Source organism: Botryobacter ruber (assembly GCF_003347595.2).
Taxonomy (GTDB): Bacteria; Bacteroidota; Bacteroidia; order Cytophagales; family Hymenobacteraceae; genus Pontibacter; species Pontibacter ruber_A.
Genome location: NZ_QCZK02000036.1, coordinates 1 through 24,435 on the forward strand (window position 1 = coordinate 1; position 24,435 = coordinate 24,435).

General features: G+C 49.1%; 19 protein-coding genes and 1 tRNA gene. 8 read left to right on the forward strand and 12 right to left on the reverse strand.

Going from position 1 to position 24,435, the window contains the following annotated elements; all coding sequences use genetic code 11:
* From DCW36_RS10605 to mltG, 8 genes are all read right to left on the reverse strand, one after another.
* The coding region (locus DCW36_RS10605; protein WP_164891102.1) for an SIR2 family protein at positions 1-566 on the reverse strand (566 nt) is incomplete at its 3' end.
* A gap of 16 nt (positions 567-582) precedes the next feature.
* On the reverse strand, positions 583-1,917 hold the full coding sequence (locus tag DCW36_RS10610) for a restriction endonuclease subunit S (protein WP_114784122.1): 1,335 nt from the start codon (positions 1,915-1,917) through the stop codon (positions 583-585).
* A complete protein-coding gene (locus DCW36_RS10615) occupies positions 1,918-4,698 on the reverse strand; it encodes a type I restriction endonuclease subunit R (protein ID WP_114784124.1) in 2,781 nt (926 codons plus the stop codon).
* Positions 4,699-4,993: 295 nt separating this feature from the next.
* A complete protein-coding gene (locus tag DCW36_RS10620) occupies positions 4,994-6,229 on the reverse strand; it encodes a site-specific integrase (RefSeq protein ID WP_240676129.1) in 1,236 nt (411 codons plus the stop codon).
* A gap of 235 nt (positions 6,230-6,464) precedes the next feature.
* Positions 6,465-6,549 (reverse strand) — tRNA-Ser (locus DCW36_RS10625).
* Between the two features lie 223 nt (positions 6,550-6,772).
* Positions 6,773-7,732 carry a YihY/virulence factor BrkB family protein gene (locus DCW36_RS10630; RefSeq protein WP_114784126.1) on the reverse strand — a complete coding sequence of 320 codons (960 nt, stop codon included), beginning with the start codon at positions 7,730-7,732 and terminating at the stop codon, positions 6,773-6,775.
* The gene (locus DCW36_RS10635) at positions 7,729-8,142 is read right to left on the reverse strand and encodes an acyl-CoA thioesterase (RefSeq protein ID WP_114784128.1); all 414 of its coding nucleotides are present in this window, start codon (positions 8,140-8,142) and stop codon (positions 7,729-7,731) included. Before DCW36_RS10635 ends, DCW36_RS10630 begins: the two co-directional genes overlap by 4 nt.
* 216 nt (positions 8,143-8,358) lie before the next feature.
* On the reverse strand, positions 8,359-9,432 hold the full coding sequence (mltG, locus tag DCW36_RS10640; RefSeq protein WP_240676130.1) for an endolytic transglycosylase MltG: 1,074 nt from the start codon (positions 9,430-9,432) through the stop codon (positions 8,359-8,361).
* Positions 9,433-9,968: 536 nt separating this feature from the next.
* Here mltG and DCW36_RS10645 point away from each other — a divergent pair.
* Complete coding sequence (locus DCW36_RS10645; protein ID WP_114784130.1) at positions 9,969-10,595, forward strand: L-threonylcarbamoyladenylate synthase; 627 nt, start codon at positions 9,969-9,971, stop codon at positions 10,593-10,595.
* A gap of 458 nt (positions 10,596-11,053) precedes the next feature.
* Here DCW36_RS10645 and DCW36_RS10650 read toward each other — a convergent pair whose 3' ends face one another.
* The gene (locus tag DCW36_RS10650) at positions 11,054-11,947 is read right to left on the reverse strand and encodes a lysophospholipid acyltransferase family protein (RefSeq protein ID WP_114784132.1); all 894 of its coding nucleotides are present in this window, start codon (positions 11,945-11,947) and stop codon (positions 11,054-11,056) included.
* 170 nt (positions 11,948-12,117) lie between these two features.
* Between DCW36_RS10650 and DCW36_RS10655 the strand changes: the two genes are divergently transcribed.
* The 5 genes from DCW36_RS10655 to DCW36_RS10675 all read left to right on the forward strand — a co-directional run bounded on the left by DCW36_RS10655 (position 12,118) and on the right by DCW36_RS10675 (position 19,287).
* Positions 12,118-12,723, forward strand: coding sequence for a WbqC family protein (locus DCW36_RS10655; protein WP_114784134.1), 606 nt, complete (start codon positions 12,118-12,120; stop codon positions 12,721-12,723).
* 104 nt (positions 12,724-12,827) lie between these two features.
* The gene (locus DCW36_RS10660; RefSeq protein WP_114784136.1) at positions 12,828-15,416 is read left to right on the forward strand and encodes an ATP-dependent Clp protease ATP-binding subunit; all 2,589 of its coding nucleotides are present in this window, start codon (positions 12,828-12,830) and stop codon (positions 15,414-15,416) included.
* A gap of 195 nt (positions 15,417-15,611) precedes the next feature.
* Positions 15,612-17,171: an acyl-CoA carboxylase subunit beta gene (locus DCW36_RS10665; protein ID WP_114784138.1), complete on the forward strand. Its 1,560-nt coding sequence runs from the start codon at positions 15,612-15,614 to the stop codon at positions 17,169-17,171.
* A 94-nt stretch (positions 17,172-17,265) separates the two neighbouring features.
* Positions 17,266-18,336, forward strand: a complete 1,071-nt coding sequence (locus tag DCW36_RS10670) for a M42 family metallopeptidase (protein WP_114784140.1) — start codon at positions 17,266-17,268, stop codon at positions 18,334-18,336.
* Between the two features lie 147 nt (positions 18,337-18,483).
* Entirely contained in the window at positions 18,484-19,287 is an 804-nt protein-coding gene (locus DCW36_RS10675; protein ID WP_240676131.1) for an ABC transporter substrate-binding protein, read from the forward strand.
* 110 nt (positions 19,288-19,397) lie between these two features.
* Here DCW36_RS10675 and DCW36_RS10680 read toward each other — a convergent pair whose 3' ends face one another.
* The gene (locus DCW36_RS10680; RefSeq protein WP_114784142.1) at positions 19,398-20,627 is read right to left on the reverse strand and encodes a 3-phosphoshikimate 1-carboxyvinyltransferase; all 1,230 of its coding nucleotides are present in this window, start codon (positions 20,625-20,627) and stop codon (positions 19,398-19,400) included.
* Entirely contained in the window at positions 20,624-21,661 is a 1,038-nt protein-coding gene (gene aroB, locus DCW36_RS10685; RefSeq protein WP_114784144.1) for a 3-dehydroquinate synthase, read from the reverse strand. Before aroB ends, DCW36_RS10680 begins: the two co-directional genes overlap by 4 nt.
* 434 nt (positions 21,662-22,095) lie before the next feature.
* Here aroB and DCW36_RS10690 point away from each other — a divergent pair, with 434 nt between their 5' ends.
* Positions 22,096-23,286, forward strand: a complete 1,191-nt coding sequence (locus tag DCW36_RS10690; RefSeq protein ID WP_114784146.1) for a proline dehydrogenase family protein — start codon at positions 22,096-22,098, stop codon at positions 23,284-23,286.
* A 227-nt stretch (positions 23,287-23,513) separates the two neighbouring features.
* On the opposite strand, the gene DCW36_RS10695 is transcribed toward DCW36_RS10690, so the two are convergent.
* Positions 23,514-23,714: a hypothetical protein gene (locus DCW36_RS10695; RefSeq protein WP_114784148.1), complete on the reverse strand. Its 201-nt coding sequence runs from the start codon at positions 23,712-23,714 to the stop codon at positions 23,514-23,516.
* A gap of 144 nt (positions 23,715-23,858) precedes the next feature.
* Here DCW36_RS10695 and DCW36_RS10700 point away from each other — a divergent pair, with 144 nt between their 5' ends.
* Complete coding sequence (locus DCW36_RS10700) at positions 23,859-24,431, forward strand: RNA polymerase sigma factor (RefSeq protein ID WP_114784150.1); 573 nt, start codon at positions 23,859-23,861, stop codon at positions 24,429-24,431.
* Positions 24,432-24,435: the final 4 nt, after the last annotated feature.

Consider the following 24,435-nt stretch of genomic DNA (forward strand, 5'->3'; position numbering starts at 1 on the left):
ATTTTATAAAACTTTCGAGCTTCTTTGAAATCATTAGAGGAAAATACTAATGGATATTCTTTCTTATCTTCAATACTTCCATTAAGCTTTATATACTTGACTTCATTGTTTGCTGTATGGAAGCTATACTCTTGTTTTTTTCTCACTCGAATTAATTTAAACTTCTCATTTGATGTATTTGCAACTTCATCAAATGCTCGTTCAACTAATAAGTCATAATTTGTAGTAATGATTTGACGCCAGGGAATTGAAGCAAGGGTTTTATGAGCCTCCGTAACTGGTAATCGTCTTAATAAACTGTCTACAAAATTATCGAAGTCTTTTCTAGAAAGATCCCTTTGCTCTTGAAGCATATCCACGAATTCAACGATATCTTTTGTTCCAAAATCACGACCTAATTTGGTTTGGTACAGCTCCATTACTTCATAGCTCATAAACTTTTTTTCATCAGTGACTGATGCCCCTGCTCCTAAAAACAAAATCACATTGCCTTCTGCTATCTTTTTGAATAGTTCATGAAGATGTTCAAGTTGAGCTCCTTCGAAATCTATAATATGATTTGACATAATAATGATAAATTCGTTACACTAAGGTTTCGTTAATAATCGCTATAGCCATTTGACTTGCCTTCACCAGCTTCCCCTCAAACGCCCGCTTCAAAATACTTTGCCGTAGCGTCTCAGCCTGTAGCAAACTTTGGTTAATAGTTTCCTCCACTTTATCACATACACTCAGTCGGCTTTCTATTTCCTGAACTATCTGGTATTGTTCTTCACAAGGAGCAAAAGGAATATCAAAATTTCGAAGTGATTTGAGAGAAACAGTTTTCTGTGCTGTTCCAGTAGCAGTTGCTTTAGCTTGATGGTATACTACTGGTGATTGAAGAAGATAAAATAACCATTTTTGATTAATGGTCTCCAATGGTCTAATCAATCCAATATGACGTTGAAAACAAAAATCTTTTTCAAAATCTACAAGCACAGGAATTCCAAAGGAACCAGTAACTGTATATAAGATATCACCCTTGGTCGGCTTCCTGTTTTGTTTTAAATTTTTATAATATTCTTCACTAACTGTAAATGTATTTGAGAATTCTATTGTGTTAGTACTTTTATTGATATTGGAAATTGTAATGAATGGAACGCCCGTAGTTGTTTTGGGAGGTGGCTGATGATCACCATCTGAAATATCTGTTGCTACTTCCTTTAACTTCACCCACTTCCACCCCTCCGACAGCTCACCTTCTTTAACCTCTGGATTAGTAAACCTCCCTTCAAAAGCCCACTTCAGAACAGCCTGCCGATATACTTTTAGTTGCTGCCGTGCGGTTTCTAATTGCTCTTTGCCTTTGTCTAACTCGCTGAATAGTTCTTCTAGTTTGGCAACGATTTCTCGTTGTTCGGAAAGCGATGGAAGTAAAACTTCGATTTCTTTAAAATCTTTGATGCCAATCAGGTTTGACATTGCAGTTCCTTGAGATTGATCAAAGATCTTCCTTTGAAAAGCAGCTGAACGGAAGTAATACAAAAAGTACTTTTTAAAAATAACCTGATCTAGAAGCCTAATTCTTAATAGAGCCTGATTGATTACACCTGGTTTTGCTTTAGATGGAATTTCAGCTATTCTACCAAGCGTGCCTGAACAGCTTACAATAAGATCTCCAGGAATAACATTGAAGTTTATTAGCTCTTGATACTTTTCTTCCGATATAAAATACCTTCCTCTTTCTACATCATCATAAATAGCATTTGACTGCTCATATACTTTATAGCCATCTTGTACAAAAAACTCTTTCTTAATAGCACTTCCAAAGGGTCCTCTTCTTAAGCCTTCTTTTTCTTTACATAAATCTTTTAACTTTACGAGCTTCCATCGTTTTGCAATAGCACTCTCAGCATCTGTTACTTCTAATTCCATTTACGCTGCTAACTCTTCGTTCAATTCATTTAAAATTTCATCCGTCTTTTCCCCAAACAGCTGCCACAATTTCCCCAGCCCACCGTGCGCGTTAAAAGGGCTCAGGTCGAAATCGTCGCGGTCGATGTGGAAGCTGTTGGCGATGTATTCTTTTATCATGCGGAGCCAGGCCATCTGCTCTTCGGTAAACTTCAGGTTACCAGCCTGCTTTTTAAACACCCAGTCCTGGAAGTTGCGGTCCACGGTTTTGTCGTAGGCGGTCAGGGTGTCGTCGAGGCCGCTTACCCGGCGGATGAGCGCCACCAGGGCCATCAGCTCGTTTTTGGGCTGGCCGTTTACTTTTTCCAGCTGCTCGTAGGCCCGCCAGATGTTAAGCGGCACCAGGGTGGGTTTGGCGTTTTTTATCGTCTCCACCAGGTCCTTCAGCATCCGGAAGGTGAGGGCGCGCCGCTGGTAGGGCTGCCCGTAAAAGAGCTGCAAAGCTACGATTTCGTTTTTATGGGTTTCTATCCAGCCCCGGAAATCGGCCACCAGGTTTTCGGCGTCCGCTTTGTTGTCTTTTACCCAGCCAATGGTCACCAGTTCGTCGGGGTTGATGTGGTCGATAATCTGGTCGTACTTTTTGCGGATGTCGATGATAAAGTCGCGCAGCTCGAAATCGTTAAACACCGCCACAGCCTGCTCTACCAGTTCCTGGTGCCGTTCTGCTGCTTGTGAGGCAATGGTGGCAGGTGCAGCACCGGGGTTTTCGGCTTTTACCTGCTGCGTGATGGCCTCTACCGTGTCCGGGTCGTGGGCGTGCAGGAGCTGCTTTACCACCTGGTTGATAGACTGGCCGCCTGCTTTTTCGGCAAAAGTTGTTTTCTCCTTTTCGTTCAGCTGCTTGTCGAGCCGGATGAGGCGGTTGGCCAGCGTACTAAGCATGGCCTCTTCGGTGTTGCCCATGGCAATGCCTTCCAGCACCTCCTTGAGCGACAGGCCCGGCTTTTTCTCCAGGGGGCGGCTGTCGGTTTTGCGGCTCTTCTCCACGCCAATGGCATCGATGATCACGAAATGGTCTTTGGTGAAGCGAGCGGACGGGGTGCCGGTGGCTTTGAGTTCTTCGAGGGAGCAGGTGCGGGTGCCGCGGCCTTTCATCTGCTCGTAATAGCTGCGGCTTTTCACGTCGCGCATAAAGAGCAGCACCTCCAGCGGCCGGATGTCGGTGCCGGTGGCAATCATATCTACGGTTACGGCCACACGCGGGTAGTAGCTGTTGCGGAACTGCTGCAGCACGCTTTTGGGGTCTTCGTCGGAGCGGTAGGTTATCTTTTTGCAGAACTTGTTTTCCTCGGCAAACTCTTCCCGCACAATGTTAATGATGTCGTCGGCGTGGCTGTCGCTTTTGGCGAAGATGAGCATTTTGGGCACTTCAAATTTGCCGTCCTTATCGAGCCGGTCGGGGAACATGTGCAGCAGGTTATCGCGCACGGCTTTGGCGATGAGGCGAATCTGGTTCACGTTTACGACTTTGTCGTCGAGCTGCGTTGCCTTGTATTCCACCTCCTCGTCGAGCGTGTTCCAGAACTGTTTGCGGGTCAGCTTTTCACGGGTGCCCACATATTCACCCAGCTCCAGCTTGGCGCCGCCCTGCGTTACTTTCGTTACAATCTCGAAAACGTTGTAAGGCACCAGCACCCCGTCTTCCACCGCCCGCTGGTAGCCGTAGTCGCACACCAGGTTCTGGTTAAAGTAGCCGAAGGTGCGGTTGTCGGGCGTGGCGGTGAGGCCCACCTGGAAGGCATCGAAATAATCGAGCACCTGTTTCCAGAGGTTGTAGATGCTGCGGTGGCACTCGTCTATCACGATAAAGTCGAAAAACTCCATCGGCACCTTTTCGTTGTACACCACCGGCAGGGGTTCCTTCGGTTGCCATTTGCCTTCGTTCGGGTTCTCTTCCTCGTCGCGCTCGTCCAGCGGTGTGCCTTTCAGGATGGAATACAGCCGCTGAATCGTACTGATGTACACCTCGCTGTCGGTGGGCACAAAGGAGCTGCTCAGGCGGGTAACACCATAGAGCTCCGGGAAGAGGCGGTTGTCGTCCTGCGGCTCGTACTTCTTAAACTCCTGCTCGGCCTGCTCGCCCAGGTTCTTGGTATCGACGAGGAACAGAATGCGTTTAGCTTTGGCAAATTTGAGCAGGCGGTAAATAGCCGTGATGGCCGTAAAGGTTTTGCCCGAGCCGGTCGCCATCTGAATCAGCGCCTTCGGCCGGAATTCCCGGAACGACTTCTCGAGGTTGGTGATGGCCTGTACCTGGCACTCGCGCAGACCCGTTTCCGGCAGCTCCGGTATGTCGCAGAAGCGGCCGCGCAGCGTCTTTTCTTCCTTCAGCCATTTCTGAAAAGTCTCGGGCCGGTGAAAGGTGAAGACGGGGCGGGAACGGGGTTTGGGATCGCGGTAATCGGTGAAGCGGGTGACGTTGCCGGTGCTTTCGTACACAAAGGGCAGCGGTCCGTTGTTGATGTACTTCAGCTTGGCCGTGGCATAGTCCGTGGACTGTTCTTCGTGCGCCGTCAGCTTCAGGCCCTCTTCCTCGCGCTTCGCTTCGATAATACCGACCGGCTTTTTATCCACGAACAGCACATAATCGGCAGGGCCTACATCGGTAAGGTATTCTTTTACTGCGATGCCTGTTGCGGCAGCTAAATTGATTTTCTTCTTGTCCTGAATCAGCCAGCCTGAAGCTACCAACAGCTTGTCGATATAGTCACGGGCAATCTGTTCGGGATTTTGGTTCATAGGTTCAGCAGGAGCCAGGGCAGTATTGTGTTATCACATTAATGAGCTAAATATATAGTATTTTAGTAATAAATAAAGGAGAAATCTGAAAATAAACAGGTTTAACATAAAAAACAGTAACAAAAAGAGTTCTGCAGCTGCCACCATAGCCTCTGCTCCTTTCGTGTGACAGGTAGAAAAATGTTTCCGAGCCAACACCTTACGTTACCGCTCAGCGAGGACACGCAAAAATAAAAAAGGGACTGCTCCTTCATCCTGAACAGCCCCTCCTGCTTATAAGATTTTGCAATACAGCTTACAAACTCACCAGCTTCTGCCGCAGCATCTGCATATCCTCACTTACTTTCTTATCCAGAATCTTGGCGTAATGCTGTGTCGTTTTCAGGTTCGTATGCCCCAGCATCCGGCTCACCGACTCGATAGGCACGCCATTGGAGAGCGTAACAGTCGTAGCGAAGGTATGGCGGGCAATGTGGAAGGTCAGGCTTTTGCGAATGCCGCACACATCTGCTATCTCTTTCAGGTAGGCGTTCATTTTCTGATTGCTCAGCACCGGCAGCACCTTATCCTGGTTCACACACTGAGGATGCTCCCTGTACTTCTCCAGTAACGTTTGAGCTGTTGGCAGCAAAGGAATCCGGGAGGTAGTATCAGTTTTCTGGCGGCTGGTGTATATCCACTTCTCCCCATCCAGACCGGTCACAATTTCCGAGCGCTTCAGTTTATGCACATCAGCATAAGCCAGGCCGGTAAAGCAACTGAACAAAAAAATGTCGCGCACCTGCTCCAGGCGCTCCATCTCAAACTCTTTGGCCGCCATCTTCTGCAACTCCTCTTTCGTCAGGAATTCCCGCACCACTTCCTTCTTCGCAAATTTAAAACCTGTAAAAGGGTCCCGCTGCAGCCATCCGTTCTTCAGGCAAATATGAATCACCTTCTTGAAGTTGGCCAGGTATTTCATGGTGGTGTTGTGGGAACAGCTTCTGACCGACTTGAGCCAGAACTCATAGTCTGAAATAAAACCATAGTTTAGTCTCTTAATATTGATATCCTCTTCCTGATACTTCCACAGAATAAAATTACGGGTGTGCTGAAGGGATGTCTTATACCGCTCCAGTGTTCCTGGGGCGAAATCCTTTCCCACCAGCTTCTCTACCTGGTCGTTGTGCTTTTGGAATACCTCCAGCAGCATAACAGGCTTCTCCTCTATGCCCAGCCATTTTTCCCGGAAAGTCTCCACCGTTACCGGTTTCCCCAATTTCAGCAGCTCGCTTTGGTAGGCATACACCTGCGATCTGAGCGTATCCAGGTAGGTGTTAATGCTGCGGGCTTCTTCTGAATTGCCTTTCACACGTCCTGCCTCAACAGACCATTTGCTTGGGGTGATGTGCCTGTGTGTACTGGTTTCAAACCGCTTGCCATTGATGGTCACGCGCAGGTAGATGGGCAGTAGATTGTCTTTGGTAGTTTTGGCTGTCTTGCCGTAAAACAGGATGCTGATTTTTGTGTCCATTCCGTTTTCTCCTTTCATTGGTTAAAAATAATAGTTGAACCAAGGCTCCACAAGATGTACAAATCCTGTACATCTTACTGAAAGCCAAAATCTTACAAGGAATTCGGTTACCCGGAAGAAAATTAATTTCGGGTAACCGAATAGAACCCCTAAGGATTGAGAAAATCTGAATGTTTTAGCGGGGGTGTAAAAACAAAAAAGCCCGAAATCCTACGATTTACGGGCTTTTCACTGCATTTGGTAGCATTACCAGCAGAGAGGGAGGGATTCGAACCCCCGGACCTGTTACAGTCAACGGTTTTCAAGACCGCCGCAATCGACCACTCTGCCACCTCTCTGTATTATGAGCACAAAAGTATAGCACGGCGCTCAATTATCAAAACTATACGACAATATTTTTTAACAGTTTTATGCTCCTGCAACCTAAACAATTGATTCTGAACCACATTTTTTCACTTCCCGCTTTCCCTAAACCTCTTACATGAGTTTGCTTAACAAAGTTCAGCTGTTTTTAGCCAAACCAATGCAGCAGCGGGAATGGTGGCAGGTGCAGCAGACTTTTTAGTGAGCAATACTGCCTCGCGCGCTTTTGGTGGTAAGGCGTTTGGTCACGCTGTCGATGCTCACATTTATTTCGAAGCCTAGAATGAGGATCATTGAAATAAAGTCGAGCCACACCATCAGACCGATGAGCGCTCCGATAGACCCGTAGAATTTGTTGTAAGAATCGAAGGCGCTGATGTACATCGAGAAAATCATCGACACGACAAAAATTAGCCCGGTAGCCACCACGGCCCCTGCCGAAAAGAAGGGCCATTTATCTTCCACTGCCGGCACGTAGTAGTATATAAGCGAGGTAGCCAGCAGGAACAGCAGGATGACAGCAATGTACTTCAGCATAACGATAAGGGTGTAGGTATAGCTCTCCGTCACGATCTCGTAAAACACCAGCACATCCAGTATCCACTGCCCGAAAAAGATAATGGCCACCGCCAGGAACAGGATGAGCATGAGCGCTCCGGTAAGTACCGTGGCTATTACGCGCTTGCGCAGGTAGGGGCGCTTGTAAAAGGTTTTATACTTTTTATCGAAGGCATCCATCAGCGACATAATGCCGTTGGTGGAGAGGATCAGCGCGAACAGGAAACCGAACGACAACAAGCCTCCGCGGGGCTTGTTCACAATATCTTCTATGGTACCGTAGGCGGCGGAATACATTTCCTCGGGCAGCACATCGCTCAGGAAATTAAAGATACTTTCGTTCAGGTCGAGCGAAAGCACGCTCGGAACATAGGGAATCAGGGTAAACAAAAAGATAATACTCGGAAAAATGGCCAGCGTAAAGTTAAAGGCCATGTACGAGGCACGTTTGGTTATGGAATCCAGCCTGAGTTCGCCGAGCAGCACGTCCACCACTTCGTAAAAAGAGTAGTGACCACCACCAAACCGCCACCTCTTCAGGAAGATGATGAATTTGCGGTAGGCTCTGCGTCGCTTCAGATATTGCTGGTTGAACCTCATGCAGTAAAATAGGGATCTAACTTTTCATGAATAAATTCAGGAACCGCTTTAGGCCGCCCTGTTTTCATATCAACGAAAACCATGGTGGTTTCGCCCACATTCAGCAACATTTTCTCCTCGTTATACACCTCGTACTCAAACAGGATGCGCGATCCTTTTGGCTTGTGCTTCACGAACAGCTTAATGGTGAGCATGTCGTCGTATTTGGCCGGACGGATGTACTTGCACTTCAACTCCAGCACCGGCATCATGGTACCGGCTGCCTCCATTTCCTTATAGTTGATGCCCAGCCGTCTGAACACTTCCGTACGGGTTACCTCGTAATACGCCGCATAATTGCCGTAGTACACATAGCCCATCTGGTCTGTTTCGGCATAGCGTACCCGTATCTGCACTTCTGATTCAAACATAGGTTAGTTAAAATTTAGAAAGTTCAGGAGTTATAAAGTTATGGAAACTATTTCTACTGCTTTCTCCATTGCCTTTCATCCTGGTAATTTGTTTATCCTGTTTCAGACAAAAGAGCAGAGGGTCTGGAGGCAGGTGCAGCTAACGCTCTAACTCCTAAACGTCCTGATTTCGATGACCTCCCCAATAACTATTAACGAACAACTAATAACCACACCCTACCGCATAATGTTTCGTTCGGTTAACGCTTTGCGGTAACGCCTGGCGTTGGCAAGATGCTCTGCTTCGGTTCTGGCAAAGGCGTGGTAACTGGAGAAATCGTCTTTAGCGCAGAAATAAATGTACTCATGCTTCTCCGGATTCAGCACGGCATCGATGCTGGAAATATCCGGAACATTAATCGGCCCCGGAGGCAGGCCTTTGTACATATAGGTATTGTAAGGCGAGTCGTAACGGAGGTGCTCATTTAACACACGCCGGATGGTGAAGTCGCCTACGCCAAACACAACGGTCGGGTCGGCCTGCAGCAGCATGCCGCGCTCCAGGCGGTTCAGGTAGACGCCTGCAATACGCGGACGCTCGTCGGCATGCTTGCCCTGCTCTGCCTGCACAATAGAAGCCAGCGTAGACACCTCCTGCGGCGTCAGGCCAAGTTTGTCGGCTTTTGCTTTTCGCTCTGCTGTCCAGAATTTATCGTACTCCTTCTTCATCCGGTCGATCAGGTCTTTGGCAGAGGTGGTCCAGTACACCTGGTAGGTATTCGGGATAAACATACTCACGACCGTGGTGGTATCGAAGCCAAGTGTTTGCAGGTAGTCCGGGTCGCGGAGCAAGCTGTCAATCTCGGCTGCATCAGGCTCCACACTGGCGGCCAGTTTCGCAGCCAGGTCTTTGCGCTGACGGATGTTGTTGAAGGTCAGGTTCACCGGGTCCTGCTCGCCCAGGCGCAGCACGCCTATTAACTGGCGGTTGCCCCAGCCATGCCCTATCTTGTAGCGGCCCGGCTTCACCAGCTCGTCGTAATCCATCAGCCTGGCCATAAAGCGCAGCGACAAGGGGTCTATGATCGCACCGGTAGCCTCCACCGAATCCAGGGCCTCTTTGTAATCGGCCCCTGTCGGGATGTAGACAAATACTTCTTCCCCTTTCGTATCTACGTTCGGCGTATACACAATCTGGTACGCGTAGTACGAAAAACTTACAAACAGGAACAGGAGCAGCACTATGATGCCCGGCACCAGCATGCTTTTTTCTTTTCTTTTTCTGGTAGTAGTCGTGACTTTCTTAGCCATAGTTGTTTTGTTTGCAGCTAGCTTCAGGCTGCATCCTTTGTTATCTGAACTTCAAAAATAATACTATTCTTACGCATTCCCGCAAAATTTTCAAAAGCTGCCTCTGCCTGAGGCTGGCGTGCCGCAGCTTTCAGAAACGGCACAATGCGGTGGTACTCAGCACAACAACGCTTCCTGCGTTAAAGTTTACCCATCCAACAAAAGCATATTTCCGGTCACAAATACTTGGTTCAGCACAGAAAAGCGCCTCAAAAGTGTTCTGCTCCTGCCACCACTCCCACTGCTGCTCCTGCCTGAACCGTTGATGTTAGAATGAAATGATGCAATTGATTTCATATTAGCTTTTTTGCCTGAACCGGAATTAAGTGGATTTACGACACAGCCATATCCGATCGAGCGTCGAGACTGTTAACATTTAGCCTATCAGTACTATGGTTCTCCCTCCAATATCAGACGAAACGTTTGCGCTTGATTGCCGGTATGTGTAACTTATGCTTCTGCATGTGCAGCATCATTCACTTTAACCATGAACAACTATGAGCAACGCTATTCTGATGAAAATCCACCCCGACAATCCACAGGAAAAAAAGATACGGGAGGCGGTAGATATTTTACGCAACGGCGGAATCGTGATCTACCCCACCGACACGATCTATGGCATTGGCTGTGACATCCACAATGCAAGGGCGGTGGAACGCGTGTGCCAGATTAAGGGTGTGAAGCCCGACAAAGTGAACCTTTCTTTCGTTTGCTACGACCTTACCCACATTTCGGATTATGCCAGAATAGAAACTCCGGTTTATAAAGTGATGAAAAAGGCGCTTCCGGGGCCGTTTACGTTTGTGCTGGAGGCCAGCAGCAAAGTGCCCCGCTACGCCGGTTCCAAGAAAAAAACGGTCGGCATCCGGGTACCCGACAATAAAATTGCCCTGCAGCTGGCGCAGGAACTGGGCAACCCCATCATCTCCACCTCCACCCACGACGATGACGAAGTAATAGAGTACAGCACTGACCCGGAACTGATTTTCGAAAAGTACAAGAACCTGGTAGACCTGGTAATCGACGGCGGCTATGGCAACAATGTAGCCTCCACGGTAGTAGACGCCTCCAACAACTTCGAAGTACTCCGGCAAGGCGCAGGCGACATCGAACAGTTTTTATAGTTAGAGAGTTTGGGAGGTAGAAAGGTAGAAAGGTAGAAAGGTAGAATTGGTAGAATTGGTAGGGGTTGAACATTTTCAACCCTGTACCAGAAAGGCAGAGAGGTTGGGGGTACGGCTGCAGAGACGCGATGCCCGCGTCTCCTGCACGGGCCACAGACTAAAATCCCAATCCTGTTATTCCTTAAATCTTCTTAATCTTGTTCAGACAGATTATTCAGACAAACCCAATCCTGAAAATTCTAAAATTCTGAAAATCCTGATTCAGACCAATTTAAAATCACAAAAATCATTTCATCACTACCATCAGCGGTCGCAGAGGCAGTGGTGGCAGGAGCAGAAATAAAGTTTATGGTTGAAAATCTTCAACCCCTACCAATTCTACCTTTCTACCTCTCTACCTCCCAAACTCTCTAACTTTCTAACTCCCAAACTCCCAAACTCTATAACTCCTAAACTTTCTAACTTCTCCTGTGTTTCCACCTGCGGTGGGTCCAGAGGTAGCTAGCGGGGTTGCGGCGGATGGTTGCTTCCAGCATGCGGGCAAACGTTTCGGTGATGGGGAATTCCCCTTCGTCAGCCGCTTGCTTATTCCCCATTCCTATCGGGTGAAACGTGAGTACATAATGTCCGCGTTTCGCACGGGTTACCTCCAGATAAAGCACCGGATAGCCAAAGGTATTGGCCAGTTTCTCGGCCCCTACATAAAAAGCAGCGTCCTGGTTCATAAAAGTTGTCCAGTACTGCGCCTCCCCGAGCGGGGGCGTCTGATCCGAGAGCATGGCTATAACGCGGGGCACCTGCCGGTTACGGATAAAATCGCGCATAGTATCCTTCATGCGAATGAGGCGCGCGCCCAGCCGTGAGCGGATGTGGAGCATATAGGCTTCGAAGAAACGGTTATGCAGGGGCTTGTAAATTCCTTCGGCCGGAAAACCAAACTGCACGGCTCCGGCAGAAAGAATCCACTCCCAGTTGCCGGCATGGGCGCCCATCGTAATGGCAGGTGTGCCCTGCTGCACATACTCATCCAGCACCTCCTGGTTGGTAAAATGAATCCGCCGCCGCATCTCCTCCCTGCGCATCGACCCGAGTTTCAGTATTTCGATGATGATGTCCACAAACTGCCGGTAGAACTGTTTCGCGATCAGCTTACGCTCCTCCTCCCCTTTCTCCGGAAAGGAATTGCGCAGGTTCTGGTCCACCACCTTCCGGCGGTAGCCAATAAGGTAGTACACCAGCAGGTATAAAAAATCTGACAGCAGGTACAGCACACGTAACGGCAGCAGCGACAATCCCTTGAGCAGCAACCAGAGCGGGTAGTAACGGAGTGGTATATCAGGTCGGTTTTTCATGCAGCAGAAGCTCCCTCCAAAGTTACAGCACATAAGCTGCATTATGAAATTTAAGATTTCCTGCTTACTTCGCGTATCAGGCAGTACAACAGGGTTGAAAGTATCCAACCCCTACAAACTCTCTAACTTTCTAACTCTTTAACTCCCAAATTCTCTAACTCCCAAACTCCATGGTTCTCTTAACCGAAACCCTCTACAACCCGCCCGTGCAGTATTTCTGGCATGCCCTCAGGGCCGACAGCCTGATGCTGGAGCAGCACGAGAACTATGTAAAGCAAAGCTACCGCAACCGCTGCCATGTGCTCACGGCCCAGGGCGTACAGGCGCTGAGCATCCCAATACTTAAAGGCAGCAGCAAGGAAAAAACCCTTATTACCGAAATAGAGATTGATTACGGCCAGAAGTGGGTGAACGTACATTGGCGCACGATCCAGTCGGCTTACGGCAAAGCGCCTTATTTTGAGTTCTATAGCGACTACATTAAAGAAGTGTATGCGCAGCAGCCAAAATATTTATTTGAATTTAATACCGAACTGTTGCGGCTTTACTTAAAATTTCTTAAAATTAGTAAACCGCTGATGTTTACCGATAAATACGAGCCGGTGGTAGCTGAAAATGTGTTAGATTTAAGAAATAGAATACATCCTAAAATCTATCCTGACAAAATGCACGTAAAACCGTATAGTCAGGTGTTTGGCAAACATTTTGCAACAGAGTTAAGTATACTTGACTTGTTGTTTACACAAGGACCAAGATCACTTTCTTACTTACAATAAGGCTGTCGTAAGGTGAACATAAGGCGCTGCGGTTTGTTTCAGAATCAAAGGCTTCTTTATACGCCTTACCTGTTTTTACAATTTTTTAGATTATTATAGTATACATGGAAGCTAAATTCTCAAACCGAGTAAAAGAGGTTATCTCGCTCAGCCGTGAGGAAGCTATTCGACTTGGTCATGACTACATCGGAACCGAACATTTGGTGTTGGGCATGATTCGGGAAGGAGAAGGTACCGCCATTGGTCTGCTGAAGAAGCTCGGCGTTTCGATAGATGAATTAAAATATGCTTTGGAACAAGCAACCCGAAACACCGCAACGCAGAACAGCAACATTACCGGCAGTATCCCGCTTACGAAGCAGACTGAGAAGGTACTGAAGATAACGTATCTGGAGGCTAAAATCTTCAAGAGCGATATTATTGGTACTGAGCACCTCTTATTATCCATCCTGCGGGATGAAGACAATATATCTTCTCAAATCTTAGCAAAGTTTAACGTGAACTACGAAGCAATAAGAGACTCTCTGGATTATCAAAGCAATAATCCACTGGCATCGTCCGACACCGACGATTCTGATGATTCTGACAAATTATTTGGCAGTTCTTCTTCACGTGCCGGAAGCACCAGCAAGAAAGCCGGTGAAAAGTCGCGCACCCCGGTGCTCGATAACTTTGGCCGCGACCTGACCAAACTCGCGGAAGAAGATAAACTGGACCCGATTGTGGGCCGGGAAAAAGAAATTGAGCGCGTGGCCCAGATCCTGAGCCGCCGCAAAAAGAACAACCCGATCCTGATTGGTGAGCCTGGTGTTGGTAAAACAGCCATTGCCGAAGGCCTGGCCCTGCGCATTGTGCAGAAAAAGGTAAGCCGTGTGCTCTTTAACAAGCGCGTGGTTACCCTCGACCTGGCTTCGCTGGTAGCCGGCACCAAGTACCGCGGCCAGTTTGAAGAACGTATGAAAGCCGTAATGAACGAGCTGGAAAAGTCCCCGGACGTGATCCTGTTCATCGACGAGCTGCATACGATCGTAGGTGCCGGTGGCGCCTCCGGCTCGCTCGATGCCTCCAACATGTTTAAACCGGCCCTGGCCCGTGGCGAAATCCAATGCATTGGCGCAACCACGCTGGATGAGTACCGCCAGTACATCGAGAAAGATGGCGCGCTGGCCCGTCGTTTCCAGATCGTGATGGTAGATCCTACCACACCGGAGGAAACCATGGAGATCCTGCACAACATCAAAGACAAATACCAGGATCACCACCACGTGATTTATACCGATAAAGCCATTGAGGCCTGCGTGAAGTTGAGCGACCGCTACATGAGCGACCGTTTCCTGCCGGATAAAGCCATCGACATCCTGGATGAAGCCGGTGCCCGTGTGCACATCAACAACATCATTGTGCCCGATGATATCCTGAAGCTCGAAGAGCAGATCGAGAACATCAAGGTAGAGAAAAACCGCGTGGTGAAAAGCCAGAAATACGAAGAGGCCGCCCAGCTGCGCGATAAGGAGAAAAAACTGATCGACCAGCTCGACCAGGCCAAACGTAACTGGGAAGAAGAGACCAAAAAGAAACGTTATACCGTAAAAGAGGAAAATGTGGCAGAAGTTATTGCCATGATGACAGGTATTCCGGTGAAGCGTATCGCCCAGAACGAAGGCGTGAAGCTGCTCAACATGGCCGAAGAGCTGAAAGGCAAAGTAATCGGTCAGGACAAAGCCATTGGTCAGCTGGTGAAAGCGATACAGCGTACGCGTGTTGGTCTGAAAGATCCGAAAAAACCAATCGGTTCGTTCGTGTTCCTCGGCCCGACAGGTGTAGGTAAAACTGAGTTGGCTAAAGTGCTGGCAACCTACCTGTTCGACAAAGAAGATTCGCTGGTGCGTATCGACATGAGTGAGTACATGGAGAAATTCAGCGTATCGCGCTTAGTGGGTGCGCCTCCGGGATATGTGGGCTACGAAGAAGGGGGTCAGCTGACTGAGAAAATCCGTCGTAAGCCTTACTCTGTGGTACTGCTCGACGAGATCGAGAAAGCGCACCCGGACGTGTACAACCTGCTCTTGCAGGTACTTGACGATGGTATCCTGACGGACGGACTGGGCCGCAAGGTCGACTTCCGTAACACGATCATTATCATGACCTCGAACATCGGTGCCCGCGACCTGCAGGATTTTGGAGCCGGTATCGGTTTCATGTCGAAGAGCAAGCAGGAGAATGTGGACGATATTATGAAAGGCACTATTGCCAGTGCCCTGAAGAAAACGTTCTCTCCTGAGTTCCTGAACCGTCTGGATGATGTGATTGTGTTCAACTCACTTAACCGTGAAGACATGCACAAGATCATCGAGATCTCGCTCAGCAAGCTGTTTGCACGTGTGAAAACACTGGGCTATACCATTAAACTGACTGACAAAACCAAAGACTTTGTAGCAGAAAAGGGTTACGATCCGAAGTATGGCGCCCGTCCGTTGAACCGTGCGATTCAGAAGTACATCGAAGATCCGATTGCGGAGGAGATCCTGAAAGCAGAGGTTAACCAGGGTGACATAATTGAGGTGGACTACAAAGAGGGTGAAGAAAAACTCACTTTCACCTCGAAGAAAGGCGATGGCTCAGCACAGGGCGCTTCCGACGAAGCTGCTCCGGAACCGTCCAAGTCTTCTGGTAAGGATAAGTCATCCGAGTAATCCGAATAAAAATAAAAAGAAGGGCTGCCTGTTGGGGCAGCCCTTCTTTTTTTACCTGAAGTATCTAAAACACAAAAGAACAATATCTGTTCAAGATGTTATCCGAATATTTCACAGGAATATTACAAAATATTCAACATCCTTTTTATATTTGAAATTCGAAGGTTACACAACGATAAAGACAGGCAATCCGATATGGCAGAAGACATAAGAAAGCGCAATCTGCAGACACTGGAACGCAAGAATGCTGAAGCATTGCTGGGCGGAGGCCAGGAGCGGATAAAGGCGCAGCATGCGAAAGGAAAACTGACCGCACGTGAGCGTATCCACCTTCTGCTGGACGAAAACTCGTTCGAGGAAATAGGCAAGTTTGTAATGCACCGCTCCAAAGACTTTGGACTGGACAAGCAATATTACCTGGGCGACGGGGTGGTGACCGGCTACGGCACCATCAATGGCAGACTGGTATATGTTTTCTCGCAGGACTTTACCGTACTGGGTGGCTCCCTGTCCGAAACCCATGCCGAAAAGATTGTAAAGATCATGGAGCTGGCCATGAACAATGGCGCTCCCGTCATCGGCCTGAACGACTCGGGAGGAGCCCGCATCCAGGAAGGCGTAATGTCGCTGGGCGGGTATGCCGATATTTTTTACCGGAACACCCTGGCATCGGGCGTTGTTCCGCAGATTTCTGCCGTTATGGGACCGTGTGCAGGAGGCGCTGTATACTCGCCTGCTATTACCGATTTTATCCTGATGGTGGAGAACACCTCTTACATGTTTGTAACGGGACCGAACGTAGTAAAAACCGTTACCCACGAAACTGTTACTTCCGAAGAACTGGGGGGCGCCAGCACCCACAGCACCAAAAGCGGCGTTACCCATTTTTCGTGCGCCAACGAGGTGGTGTGCATCAACTACATCAAAAAGCTACTGACCTATATTCCACAAAACTGCGAAGAACTTCCTCCTGCACTCCCCTACGAAGCTAGCGGCGACGAAACAAGATCCGTTCTGAACACCATTGTACCGGAAAACCCGAACCAGCCCTACGATATGCGCGAAGTGATAGAGGGCCTAATTGATGAAGGTTCGTTTTTTGAAGTGCACAAAAACTTTGGCGAGAACATTGTGGTTGGCTTTGCCCGACTGGCTGGCCGCAGCATTGGCATTGTAGGCAACCAGCCTGCCGTACTGGCCGGCGTACTCGATATCAATGCCAGCACAAAGGCCGCCCGCTTCGTCCGCTTCTGCGACAGTTTTAACATCCCGCTGCTGGTGCTCGAGGATGTGCCCGGCTTCCTTCCCGGCACCGACCAGGAGTGGCGCGGCATCATTACAAACGGCGCCAAACTGCTCTATGCCTTTTGCGAAGCCACCGTGCCGCGCATCACCGTCATCACCCGTAAAGCCTACGGTGGCGCTTACGACGTAATGAATTCCAAACACATTGGCGCCGATATGAACTACGCCTGGCCTACCGCTGAAATTGCCGTGATGGGTGCCCAGGGAGCTGCCGAAATAATTTTTAAACGCGAAATAGCCGCAGCCGACGATCCGGAAACCAAACTGGCCGAAAAGGTACAGGAATACAAAGACAAATTCGCCACGCCGTATCGTGCCGCTCACCGTGGTTTTGTGGACGAAGTAATTTTACCTTCTCAAACCAGAGCCAAGCTGATAAAGGCGTTTAAAATGCTGGAGAATAAGGCAGTGAAAGTCCCCAGAAAGAAGCACGGAAACATTCCTTTATAATATATATAAAAAGAAATATTCAGATAAATGTTGGTCTTTATCGGTAGATACACGTAACTACCACAGGACCTTTTCTCATCATACGATAAACTACATGGGTAAAGATAATTACGAATTTTTAGAGAAATATCTCAACAACGCCTCTCCCACCGGTTTCGAGGCAGAAGGTCAGAAGCTTTGGCTGGAATACATTAAACCTTACATCGATGAGTATTTTGTAGACACTTATGGTACTGTAGTGGGTGTGGTAAATCCTGCAGCAGAATACAAAGTCGTGATCGAAGCGCATGCCGATGAAATTTCCTGGTTTGTAAACTACATTACCAGCGAAGGCTATATTTACCTGAAGCGCAACGGCGGCTCCGATGCCCTGATCGCTCCTTCCAAGCGGGTAAACATTCACACCAAAAAAGGAATCGTGAAAGCAATTTTCGGGTGGCCCGCCATTCACGTGCGCAAACTGGAAAACGAAAAAGCCCCAACCATTGAAACCGTGTTCCTGGACTGCGGCGCATCTAACAAAGAAGAAGTAGAGGCGATGGGCATTCATGTGGGCTCCGTGGTTACATTCGAAGATGAGTTCACGGAACTTAACAACCGCTTTTATGTGGGCCGCGCCCTCGACAACCGCATTGGCGGCTACATGATTGCAGAGGTAGCCCGTTTGCTGAAGGAGAACAACAACCAGCTGCCTTTCGGGCTGTACATTGTAAATGCCGTGCAGGAAGAGGTTGGCCTTCGCGGCGCTGAAATGGTTGCGCACCGCATTAAACCGGATGTAGCCATTATCACCGACGTAACCCACGACACACAGTCGCCGATGTACGACAAAAAAACCAGCGGCGACATCCACTGCGGCAAAGGCCCTGTAATAGCTTACGGACCGGCCGTACAGAACAACGTGCGCGACCTGATCATCCAGACGGCCGAGGACAAGAAAATTCCGTTCCAGCGCTCCGCCGTATCGCGCGCCACCGGCACCGATACCGACGCCTTTGCCTACTCCAACGCTGGGGTAGCCTCAGCGCTCATCTCGCTCCCGCTCAAGTACATGCACACCACCGTAGAAACCGTGCACAAAGACGACGTGGAGAACGTGATCAAGCTCATCTACGAAACCCTGCTCGCCATCCAGGACAAGCAGGATTTCCGTTACCTGAGCTAGAGGAATAACTGCCAGTATGTAATGTTTAGCTTGACGGGATGTGCAATCCCGTCTTCACTGAGCCTGTCGGATTTGCAATCCGACACCAAAACCCCAAAAGCCTCACAGCAGCCATCTGCCTGTGGGGCTTTTTAACGACTTCTCCGCATGAGCTTCCCCCGCACCTTTACCGACCAGATGGGCCAGAAAATTGTTCTGCACCAGCCACCACAGCGTCTGCTCTCGCTCGTGCCATCGCAAACCGAGCTCCTGTTTGACCTGGGCCTGGCAAAGCAAATAGTGGGCGTTACCAAGTTTTGTGTGCACCCGGAAGAGCAGCTAAAGCAGAAGGCAAAAGTTGGCGGCACCAAGAATTTTGATTTCGAAGCCATTGCGGCCCTTCAGCCCGACCTGATTATCGGCAACAAAGAGGAAAATTATAAGGAAGGCATAGAGCAACTCCGGCAGCAGTACCCGGTGTGGATGAGCGATATTTACACGCTGGACGACGCGCTGCAGATGCTACAGCAGTTGGGCGAAATAACAGGCACAGCAGCCAGGGCAAAGGAGCTGACAGAAAGCATCAGTGCTGGATTTGAAACATTACGACCTGCTACACCACCTGTCTCCACCGCTTATTTTATCTGGCGGAAACCTTACATGGCGGCTGGCAGCCACAACATCATCAACCACATGCTCCAGCGTTGCGGTTTCCGGAATGTGTTTGCCCACCTGCCCCGCTACCCGGAGGTAACGCCGGAGCAACTGCAACAGGCTAATCCGCAGCTGATCCTGCTCTCGTCAGAGCCTTACCCGTTCAAGGAAAAACATATTGCCGAATTCCAGGCGCTGTGCCCGCAGGCAAAGGTACTGACGGTGGATGGGGAAATGTTCAGCTGGTATGGGAGCAGGTTGTTACACGCGCCTGCATATTTACAGGAAGTAATTGAAAAGGCAGGCGCAACAGTATAAAAGAGCAGTAGCTATGGTGGCAGCTGCAGCAAATCCTGATCGTTAAAAACAACGAAGTGCAAAGGTTTCCCCTCGCACTTCGCTAAAGATATGAAGTAGTAAACTGCTAACTATTCCTCCTTCTGCAGCTCAAACCCCACCTGCTCCAGGTTTTCCCAATACCGCGGGTACGACTTACGCACCACCGATGGCTCCAGGATAGTAGTTGGTCGTAACAGTGCCATTGGCGCAAAAGCCATCGCCATGCGGTGATCTTCGTAGGTCCGGAACGTGAAGCTGTCGCTGTTGATGAAACCCGGATTCAGCCGGAAAACACCTTCCGTTACTTCCTCGAACGAACAGCCCAGGGCCAGCACCTCTATCTGCAGGGCCTGGATGCGGTCAGTTTCTTTGATGCGCAGACTTTCCAGGCCGGTTGCTTCCAGTGTCACGCCCATGGCAGCGCATAAGGCCACGATGGTTTGCGCCAGGTCGGGGCAGTCGGAGAAGTCGTAGGCGAAGTGGTGCTCGTGGCGGCGCTTGGTCAGTTTTACACCGCGCTCCGTAAACTCCGTGTGCACGCCCAGGTGCTCCATGATCGAAACAATGGCGCTATCGCCCTGGAACGATTTCTCACGCAGGCCCAGCAGCTCTATCTCCGCCTCATTCGCCAACGCCACCATGCTGTACCAGTAGCTCGACGCCGACCAATCCGACTCCACAGAGTAACTGGCAGCTTTATACTGCTGGTGCGGCACGGTGATAGTGTTGTCCGTAAAATCGGCAGTAACGCCAAAGTGCTGCATCAGCGCCAGCGTCATCTCGATATAAGGCCTTGACCCGATTTTGCCTTCCAGCTCCAGCACCAGGCCTTCTGGCAGCAGTGGCCCCACCATCAGCAGCGACGAAATATACTGGCTGCTGATATCGCTGCGCACTTTCAGTTTGTTCTGACCGCTGCCTTTAAAGCCCCCGATGCGCATGGGCGGAAAACCTTCCTCGCCCAAATATTCAATGTTGGCACCCAACTCACGCAGGGCATCTACCAATATCTTAATAGGACGCTGACACATACGGGGTGTGCCGGTCAGTATTTTCTGCTGACCAGTAACAGCATAGTAGCCGGTCAGGAAGCGCATCACGGTTCCGGCGTCTTCGGCGTTAATGGTTTCTGCATCACTTTTCAGCAGCCTTTGCAGCAGTTGGGTGTCGTTGGCCTCAGAAAGGTTATCCAACTGAGAGGCTTCGCCAGACAGTGCCGCAATTATTAAAGCACGGTTTGCCTCGCTTTTGGAGGCAGGCAATTTTATACTTCCCTTCAGGTTCCCGGTCGGATGCGTAAGGGTAACAGCTTTGGTCATAGTAATTGATAATAGCGTAACGATTCCTGAATATCGGACAAGGTGATGGGCTGGTCGTACACCGCATGCCCGATGCCCTTCAACAGGGTACAGTTAATAGTTGATTTCGTATTCTTTTTATCCTGCAGGGCCAGCGCCGCGATGCCTGCCAGGTCTTCTTCGGTGATGGTTACTTTTTCGTAAACCGAAACCAGGAACGTCTCTATCTTATCCAGCTCTTCTTTGGTGAGCAGTTCTTTTTTCACAGACAGGTAAGCTTCGCAGAGCATCCCCACCGCTATGGCCTCACCGTGCAGCAGTTCCCGCCCGGGCTTGTCCATCAGGTAAGTTTCCACCGCATGCCCCACCGTATGGCCAAAGTTCAGCACCTTGCGGTAGCCTCCTTCCAAAGGGTCAGCTGTCACTACTTCCGATTTTATGGACACCGAATGCTGGATCAGCTCATCCCAGTTATCCGTGAAAAGGCCAATGTAACGCTGCTCCTCAAACTTGGCGGCATCGGCAATCAGCCAGTGCTTTATGATTTCGGCATACCCCGATTTGATCTGCTGTGGCGGCAGTGTCTGCAGGAAAGCGGAATCGATGAACACCGCCTGTGGCTCCTTGTACACCCCCAGGTGGTTTTTCAGGCCATGGAAGTCGATACCGGTTTTGCCGCCCACACTGGCGTCTACCTGCGACAGCAGCGTGGTGGGCACCTGCACAAAGTGAATACCGCGCTTAAAAACAGCTGCACAGAAACCACCCATATCTCCAATCACACCGCCGCCCAGGTTCACGAGCACCGCCCAGCGGTCCAGGTTCAGTTCGGTCATGCGTTGCCAGATAAACTCACAGGTTTGCAGGGTTTTATGTTCTTCGCCGCTCTTAATCTGGATAAGATGGTGCTCCGGCAGGTAAGGCTTTACCCGCGGGTAACACTGGTGCAGTGTGTTTTCGTCTAACAGCACTACCACTTTCGAAAAAGCACGGTTCTGCAGCAGGTCCTTCAGGTGCTGCAGCGCATCATGCCCAAAATGTATACTTTCTGTCACGCGCTGGTTATAACTAGGTTAATTTAAAGAGGCAAGTTACTCTAAAAGCAGACAAATCAGAAAGCAAAATTAATTGAATTACACTTTGCGGCTATACTTCGCAGCCAGACGTCCGTCTGAAATAGCCAAAAAATGCCACCGCAACAGCAGCACCTTTGTCTTGACCACTGATTTATGTGATTTTATTGATTTAACTGATAAACATAAAAAAAGGATGGGAAGCTATAACAATCACTTTTAATCCTGCTAATCATAAAAATCACACAAATCAGTGGTTAAGACATTTGCTGCCGCTGCCACCACACCCTCTGCTGCTATAAGCTACCTTTTACTCTCGCCAGACGTATAATTCTCACCAGCCTGCAGCCTGTTCGCTAGAAAAAATATTTTGGAAGAGGTTCCGGCAGCAGGCTTCCCAATTGTTCACTACACCTATGGCCACAGTTGCACCACCCGTATCCTTCGACAATACTGCTGTTGCTTTTTCAACCAGAACAGATGCTGAGCTATATAAAATGTATGCCCTGTTTACAGCGATGAACAGCACCACGCTAGTGAAAACTGGTGAAAGGTTTTTACATTTTGCACAGAGGCTTCACCTGCCGGTCAGGTTTGTCTTAAAGCCAACCATTTTCGACCATTTCTGCGGCGGGGAATGCCTGTCGGATGTTGACAAAACGATCCGGGAACTGGCAGCAAACAACACCGGCACCATCTTGGATTATTCGGTAGAAGGCGCAGGTACAGAACAAAGCTTCGACGCCACCCGCGACGAAATTCTCCGCACCATCGGCAAGGCCAAAGATCACCCGCACCTTCCGTTTGCAGTTTTTAAAACAACGGGTCTGGTGCCGGTCAGTTTACTGGAGAAGGTACAGCAGGGCAAGGAGCTGTCGGCCGATGAGCGTGCTGCCTTTGAGCGCGGCCGCGACCGGGTGAATGACTTGTGCAGGCACGCCCACAGCAGCAACGTGCGCATTTTAATCGATGCCGAAGAAAGCTGGCTTCAGGACACCATCGACAACCTGGCTTACGCCATGATGGAGCGCTACAACCAGCAAAAAGTCATCGTCTACAACACCTACCAGTTCTACCGCCACGACCGCCTGCAGGTGCTCCAACGGGATTACGAAAATGCGTTGAGCGGAAATTACCACCTGGGGGTTAAGCTGGTGCGGGGCGCTTACATGGAGAAAGAGCGGGAACGGGCACAGGAAAAAGGTTACCCCAGCCCCATCAACAGCACAAAAGCAGAAACAGACCAGCTTTTTGACGCGGCACTTCGCTTCTGCACCGAACACCTCGACCACATTGCCCTCTGCTCCGGCTCACACAACGAGCAAAGCAATTACCTGCTCCTGCAACTGATGGAAAAGCATAAAATAGCACCAGCCGACGAGCGGGTTTATTTTGCCCAGCTCTACGGCATGAGCGATAACCTCTCGTTTAACCTGGCGCGGGCAGGTTACCATGTTGCCAAATACGTACCCTATGGCCCCGTGGAAAAAGTAATTCCCTACCTCATCCGCCGTGCCGAAGAAAACACTGCCATCGCCGGCCAGAGCAGCCGCGAGCTTACCCTCATCAAAAAAGAAATAGAACGGCGCAAACAGGCAAAGGGGTAAATAAATAAAAGAAGTTTTACTCGGAAAGTTTTCTGCACCTGCCACCACAGCCGCTGCTGCTTTATAGCAGCCAAACCGGCAACAATTCCGGGGAAAAACAGCAAACCCGGCAGTGGCTTAAACTACCGGGTTTACAAAATAAAAACGGTCCTGCACTACTTAAAGTACAGGACCGTTTTTGTGTGCTTTTTAGAACTATAAACGCAGAGTTGTAGTTCAGGTATTAATTACTGTACAGAAACAGTAGTGTCAGCAGGAACTTCAGTAGCAGCAGAATCAACTACAACTTCTTCAGTTTCAGCAGGAACTTCAGTTTCAGTAACTTCAGTCTCAGTTACTTCAGTTTCAGTAGCAGCTTCTTCGTTTCCGCAAGCAGTGAAAGTAGTTAAAGCAAGAGCAACGAAAGCGATTTTAAATAAATTTTTCATCTTGTGTTGTTAAATAAAGTATTTTGGTTTCGATTTTGACCTTTATACAGGAGACTCCAAAAGGTAACCCGGCTTTTTTTATTTTTTTTTATTTATTTTTTTTGGGTTACAAAACACGCTTTTCAGTATTAAAACTAGAACGGAATGAAGAACAGTTTGTATGGGACGGATGAGGCGATAATCAGGGGCATTCGTGAAGACGACGAAAGGGCTCTTGCGTACATGTACAAACTCTACTTCCCGATGATTTCTCATTTCATTATGAGCAACAGCGGCACCGACGACGAAGCAAAAGACATTTACCAGGAAGGCGTGATTGTTTTTTATGAGAAGATAAAAGACAATAGCCTGGAGCTGAGTTGCCAGATTAAAACCTACCTGTACTCTGTGTGCAGGCGGCTATGGCTGAAAAGGCTGGCGGAGAAAGGCCGCTATGCCGTAAAAATGAACGATGCCGAAGAGTACCTGCCCATGGAAGAAGACGTGCAGCAGCACGAAGAAAATGAGCGGCAGTTTGGCATCATGGCTGAAGCACTGGCACAACTAGGCGAACCGTGCCGTTCTTTGCTCGAAGATTATTACCTGAACATGCAGAACATGCAGGAAATAACCGAGAAGTTTGGCTACACCAATTCCGACACAGCTAAGAACCAGAAGTACAAGTGCCTGCAGCGTTTAAAGAAGATGTTTTTTGCCACGTACAAACCCGAAATATAGATTG

Coding starts and splice junctions, on each gene's coding strand:
- DCW36_RS10610 (WP_114784122.1), bottom strand. CDS start 1,917: ATGGAATTAGAAGTAACAGATGCTGAGAGTGCTATTGCAAAACGATGG.
- DCW36_RS10615 (WP_114784124.1), bottom strand. CDS start 4,698: ATGAACCAAAATCCCGAACAGATTGCCCGTGACTATATCGACAAGCTG.
- DCW36_RS10620 (WP_240676129.1), bottom strand. CDS start 6,229: ATGAAAGGAGAAAACGGAATGGACACAAAAATCAGCATCCTGTTTTAC.
- DCW36_RS10630 (WP_114784126.1), bottom strand. CDS start 7,732: ATGAGGTTCAACCAGCAATATCTGAAGCGACGCAGAGCCTACCGCAAA.
- DCW36_RS10635 (WP_114784128.1), bottom strand. CDS start 8,142: ATGTTTGAATCAGAAGTGCAGATACGGGTACGCTATGCCGAAACAGAC.
- mltG (WP_240676130.1), bottom strand. CDS start 9,432: ATGGCTAAGAAAGTCACGACTACTACCAGAAAAAGAAAAGAAAAAAGC.
- DCW36_RS10645 (WP_114784130.1), top strand. CDS start 9,969: ATGAGCAACGCTATTCTGATGAAAATCCACCCCGACAATCCACAGGAA.
- DCW36_RS10650 (WP_114784132.1), bottom strand. CDS start 11,947: ATGAAAAACCGACCTGATATACCACTCCGTTACTACCCGCTCTGGTTG.
- DCW36_RS10655 (WP_114784134.1), top strand. CDS start 12,118: ATGGTTCTCTTAACCGAAACCCTCTACAACCCGCCCGTGCAGTATTTC.
- DCW36_RS10660 (WP_114784136.1), top strand. CDS start 12,828: ATGGAAGCTAAATTCTCAAACCGAGTAAAAGAGGTTATCTCGCTCAGC.
- DCW36_RS10665 (WP_114784138.1), top strand. CDS start 15,612: ATGGCAGAAGACATAAGAAAGCGCAATCTGCAGACACTGGAACGCAAG.
- DCW36_RS10670 (WP_114784140.1), top strand. CDS start 17,266: ATGGGTAAAGATAATTACGAATTTTTAGAGAAATATCTCAACAACGCC.
- DCW36_RS10675 (WP_240676131.1), top strand. CDS start 18,484: ATGAGCTTCCCCCGCACCTTTACCGACCAGATGGGCCAGAAAATTGTT.
- DCW36_RS10680 (WP_114784142.1), bottom strand. CDS start 20,627: ATGACCAAAGCTGTTACCCTTACGCATCCGACCGGGAACCTGAAGGGA.
- DCW36_RS10690 (WP_114784146.1), top strand. CDS start 22,096: ATGGCCACAGTTGCACCACCCGTATCCTTCGACAATACTGCTGTTGCT.
- DCW36_RS10695 (WP_114784148.1), bottom strand. CDS start 23,714: ATGAAAAATTTATTTAAAATCGCTTTCGTTGCTCTTGCTTTAACTACT.
- DCW36_RS10700 (WP_114784150.1), top strand. CDS start 23,859: ATGAAGAACAGTTTGTATGGGACGGATGAGGCGATAATCAGGGGCATT.